Source organism: Streptomyces sp. CO7, assembly GCF_053474865.1.
This window is the reverse complement of sequence record NZ_JBRIOU010000004.1, coordinates 663,325-667,801: the sequence shown is the minus strand read 5'-3', so window position 1 is coordinate 667,801 and position 4,477 is coordinate 663,325. Positions and strand designations below refer to the sequence as shown.

At 74.0% G+C, this 4,477-nt stretch carries 3 protein-coding genes; 1 reads left to right on the top strand and 2 read right to left on the bottom strand.

Annotated features, from left to right (window positions below; all coding sequences use genetic code 11):
* Positions 1-326 precede the first annotated feature (326 nt).
* Both fomD and ACOV8S_RS15840 read right to left on the bottom strand, forming a co-directional pair.
* Positions 327-1,019, bottom strand: a complete 693-nt coding sequence (fomD, locus tag ACOV8S_RS15845; RefSeq protein ID WP_448318466.1) for a cytidylyl-2-hydroxypropylphosphonate hydrolase — start codon at positions 1,017-1,019, stop codon at positions 327-329.
* Between the two features lie 149 nt (positions 1,020-1,168).
* On the bottom strand, positions 1,169-2,620 hold the full coding sequence (locus ACOV8S_RS15840; RefSeq protein WP_448318465.1) for a class II fumarate hydratase: 1,452 nt from the start codon (positions 2,618-2,620) through the stop codon (positions 1,169-1,171).
* Positions 2,621-2,925: 305 nt separating this feature from the next.
* Between ACOV8S_RS15840 and ACOV8S_RS15835 the strand changes: the two genes are divergently transcribed.
* Positions 2,926-4,389, top strand: a complete 1,464-nt coding sequence (locus ACOV8S_RS15835) for a ricin-type beta-trefoil lectin domain protein (RefSeq protein WP_448318874.1) — start codon at positions 2,926-2,928, stop codon at positions 4,387-4,389.
* The last annotated feature ends 88 nt before the right edge of the window (positions 4,390-4,477 follow it).

Genomic DNA, 4,477 nt, shown 5'->3' with positions numbered 1-4,477 from the left:
ACTGTGCTCGGACCGGGCGCCGGCGGCGCCCGAGCGCCGGTCGCGCGGCGCCGTGGACCGGGCCGGGCCTGCGCCGGGGCGCACGGAGGCCGGGGTGTCGGGTGTGGGGTGCTCCGTCACGCTTGTCGAATCCATCCGTCCGGGGCCGCCAAAGGCCAATCCCGTGCTCGCCGGCCCTCACCGGCGCCGGTCTCGCGAACCTACTCCCTCGTCCCTGCCACCGGGCCTGACCTGACGTCAACCCCCGGGGAAACACTCGCCGTTGCCCGCCGGGCGCGTACCGGAGGACGATCCTACGGTTCGGCCCCCACGACGCATCAAGGGTCTCACGAGGAGACGTGCGCGGGCGTGCGGTCCCAGTCATCCGGCAAGGACGGAACCGTCCAGGCCGGGTCGGGCCGCCAATTCTCCCAGCCGTCGGAGAACGGCGGTCCCCAGGCGCGCACCACCTCCACCGCCTGCCGCCCCGCCTCCCGGACCCGCACGGCGGTGGCCGCGTCCATCAGTCCGGCGCGCTGCGCCTCGGCGAACTCGTCCTCGTCCTGCCACGCCCAGGTGCGGTCGGGGCCGACGACGACGTCCAGGAAGTGGTCCTCGGAGTCCACACCGCCCGCCCAGCGGGCCAGCGGCTCCTCCAGGTTGACGTACCAGTTCTTGAACCGCCAGCCCGATTCCCAGAACAACCACACCGACCACGGACGCCCGGGCTGCGCCAGCTTCAGCACGCCGGTGCCGAACCAGTGGCCGCGGCGGGTGGCACGGGGCTTGGTGTAGCGGGACTCCAGCGGCTCCCGGTGGACCGGGGTGCCGTCGGCCAGCACCGGTCTGACGCACTCGGTGTCCGGGGCCAGCCAGACCGCCAGCAGTTCGGCGTCGTCACGGACCACGGTGACGGGCCGGCAGATGTGGAAACCGCTTCCGGCGTTCTCCCGGTACCGCCACAGGATGTGACTGCCGGGGGACCAGTACTCCGTCGCCCCGCTCCCGTCCCGCCGTGCCGCTCCGCAGTCTGCTGTCATGGGCCGATCCTAGGCGTCGTCCGGGCCCGCCCGCTGCGGTGCGGATCACGCGCGTTTCACGCGGCGCGCCGGGGAACGGCGCCCCGCGACGCACCGGAGGGGACGGCACCGGCCGGGCCGGCCGGGACCGCCCACGGGCCGCCGGAGGGTCAGGGCCGGGTCATCCGCAGCACGTCCAGGGCCTCGTCCAGCTGCTCCAGCGTGAGGTCGCCGCGGTCCACGTAACCGCCCTCCAGCACCACCTGGCGGATGGTGCGCCGCTCCGCGAGCGCCCGCTTGGCCACCTTCGCCGCCTCCTCGTAGCCGATGTACCGGTTGAGCGGCGTGACCACGGACGGCGAGGACTCGGCGTACTCCAGGGCGCGTTCGCGGTGCGCGACGATCCCGTCCACCGTCCGGTCGGCCAGCAGCCGGGAGGCGTTGGCGAGCAGCCGCACCGACTCCAGCACGTTCTTGGCGATCACCGGGAGCATCACGTTCAGCTCGAAGTTGCCCGCGGCGCCCGCCCAGGCGACGGTGGCGTCGTTGCCGACCACCTGCGCGGCCACCATCAGGACCGCCTCCGGCACCACGGGGTTGACCTTCCCCGGCATGATCGACGAGCCGGGCTGGAGGTCGGGCAGGCTGATCTCCGCGAGGCCGGTGCGGGGTCCCGACGACATCCAGCGCAGGTCGTTGCAGATCTTGGTCAGGCTCACCGCCACGGTCCGCAGCTGCCCGCTGGTCTCCACGACGCCGTCCCGGGCGCTCTGCGCCTCGAAGTGGTCGCGGGCCTCGGTGAGCGGCAGCCCGGTGTCCCGGGCGACCTCGGCGATCACCGCCGCCGAGAAACCGGGCGGGGTGTTGATGCCGGTGCCGACCGCCGTGCCGCCCAGCGGGAGCTCCGCCAGGCGCGGCAGCGAGGCGCGCAGCCGCTCCACACCGTACCGGACCTGCGCCGCGTAGCCGCCGAACTCCTGCCCGAGGGTCACCGGGGTGGCGTCCATCAGGTGGGTCCGGCCCGCCTTCACCGCGTCGGCGAACTCCTCCGCCTTGCGCTCCAGCGCACCCGCCAGGTGTTCCAGCGCGGGGATCAGATCCCGGGTGACCGCGGCCGTGGCCGCGATGTGGAGGGAGGAGGGGAAGACGTCGTTCGAGGACTGGGAGGCGTTCACATGGTCGTTGGGATGGACGTCCCGGCCGAGCCGCTCGGACGCCAGGGACGCGATCACCTCGTTCATGTTCATGTTGGAGGAGGTCCCCGAGCCGGTCTGGAAGACGTCCACCGGGAAGTGGTCGTCCCACCCGCCGCCGGCGACCTCGGCGGCGACCGCGCGGATCGCCTCAGCCACCGCGCCGTCCAGTACGCCGAGTTCGGCGTTGACCTTGGCGGCGGCGCCCTTGATCCGGGCCAGCGCCTCGATGTGCGCACGCTCCAGCCGCTGCCCCGACACGGGGAAGTTCTCCACCGCGCGCTGCGTCTGCGCCCGCCACCTCGCCGTGGCGGGGACCCGCACCTCGCCCATGGAGTCGTGCTCGACGCGCCACTGCCCGGCCTGCCCCTCGGCGCCGGGCCCGTCGAACCCGTCCGTCGCGGCTTCCCGTTCGGTCCCGCTCGTCATCGTCGTCCCTTTCCTCACCCGGGTTCGCACCGGCCGGGGCGCCGGCCGGTCCGCCGCACGCCTCCCCCTTCAACCGGTTGACCGGTTCGTCCTCTTCCCAACCGCCCCTACCCGCCAGTACACACCCAAGGGGACATCCGAGCGGGACATCGGACCATGCAGGAGGCGTCGTGCACCGCACAGCACCCAGGAACGGACCCGGCACCGGACACCGCACACGGAACGACACCGGGCACGCCCCCGGACCCGGCGCCCGGCGCGGGGCCGTCCGGCGCGGTGCGGGCCGCGCGGCGGCGGCCTTCGCGGTGGCGGCCACCGCCCTGCTGGGGCTCCCGGCGCCCGGAGCCTCCGCCGCCCCGGCCGCGGCCGCCTCCACGCCGCTGCCGCCCGGGCTCGAGGCGATCCGCGCGGCCGAGTCGGTCACGCTCTACGGCGACCCCGCCGAGCGCCCCCTCGACCGGCGCAGGACCTCACTGATCTCGCTGGGCGACAGCGAGATCTCCGGCGAGGGCGTCGGCAACTACGAGTCACCCACCGACGGCCCGGACAACTGGTGCCACCGCTCCGAGGACGCGGCGATCCACCGCACCGGCATCCCCGCCGACGTCACCTACAACGTGTCGTGCTCCGGGGCGAGCACCGTCAACCTGCGCCTCGACGGCTCCGCGCAGTACGCCGACGAACTCCCGCAGAGCGACAACCTGGCCGTCAAGGCGCGCAACACCAAGGTCAAGATGATCGTGGTCGTGGTCGGCGCCAACGACGACCTGCGGTTCGGCCCGGTGGTCACCGACTGCACGCTGGACTGGCTGCTGCTCCAGGGACCCTGCTCGCCCGAACTGCGGGCCGGCTGGCAGGCCCGGGTGGACGGCCTGGTCCCCAAGGTGACCTCGACGGTGAACGACCTGCGCACCGTGATGCGCGACGCCGGCTACGCCGACAGCGCCTACAAGCTGGTCCTGATGGGCTACCCCAGCCCGGGAGGCCCCGACATCCGCGACAACCCCGACTTCCCCGGGAAGCTGGCCGGGGGCTGCACCCTGGCCGACGAGGACCTCGCCTGGGCGCGGAACGAGGCGGTCCCCTCGTTCGAACGCGGCATCCGGCAGGCGGCCCGGGCGAGCGGGGCGTACTACCTGGACAACTCGCGGCTCTTCCACGGCCACGAGATCTGCATGGAGGAGACCTGGGTGCGCGGCCTGACGGTCGCCTCCAACCCGTTCCCGCCGGACGAGAACGCGGTGCGCCAGTCCTTCCACCCCAACCACCGCGGCCACACGGCCTTCGCCGCGTGCTTCCGGCAGTTCTTCGACTCGGCCTCCCGCGAGGGCAGTTGCGCCGACCCGGCGGGCCCGGCCGGGGTTCAGGTGATCGACGGGGCCTGGGACGACATGTTCCGTCCGCTGCGCAACGAGGCGACCGGCACCTGCCTGGACGCCGCGAACGTCTCCAGCCGCAACGACACCGCCGTCACCGGCTACGGCTGCCACGGGCAGCGCAACCAGGACTGGTGGCACGACGGCACGCGCGGGACGGTGCACACCGCGCTCTCCCACGACCGCTGCCTGGACGTCCGCGGCGGCGCCGTCACGGCCGGTACCCGGCTGGTCCTGTGGGACTGCCACGGGGACGCCAACCAGCGGTTCGTGCGGCAGGGCGCCACGCTGCGGCCCGCCTCGGCCACCGGGCTGTGCCTGACGCTGCCCTCGGCCACGGCCAACCTGGTGCTGCAGGGCTGCACGGGGGCGGCGAACCAGCGGTTCGCCTGAGCCGCGCCCGACGCGCGTGAGCCGCGCGCCGGGACGCGCCCGGCACGCGTGCGCGGCGTGCGTCGGGACGCGCCCGGCACGCGTGCGG

Coding starts and splice junctions, on each gene's coding strand:
- fomD (WP_448318466.1), bottom strand. CDS start 1,019: ATGACAGCAGACTGCGGAGCGGCACGGCGGGACGGGAGCGGGGCGACG.
- ACOV8S_RS15840 (WP_448318465.1), bottom strand. CDS start 2,620: ATGACGAGCGGGACCGAACGGGAAGCCGCGACGGACGGGTTCGACGGG.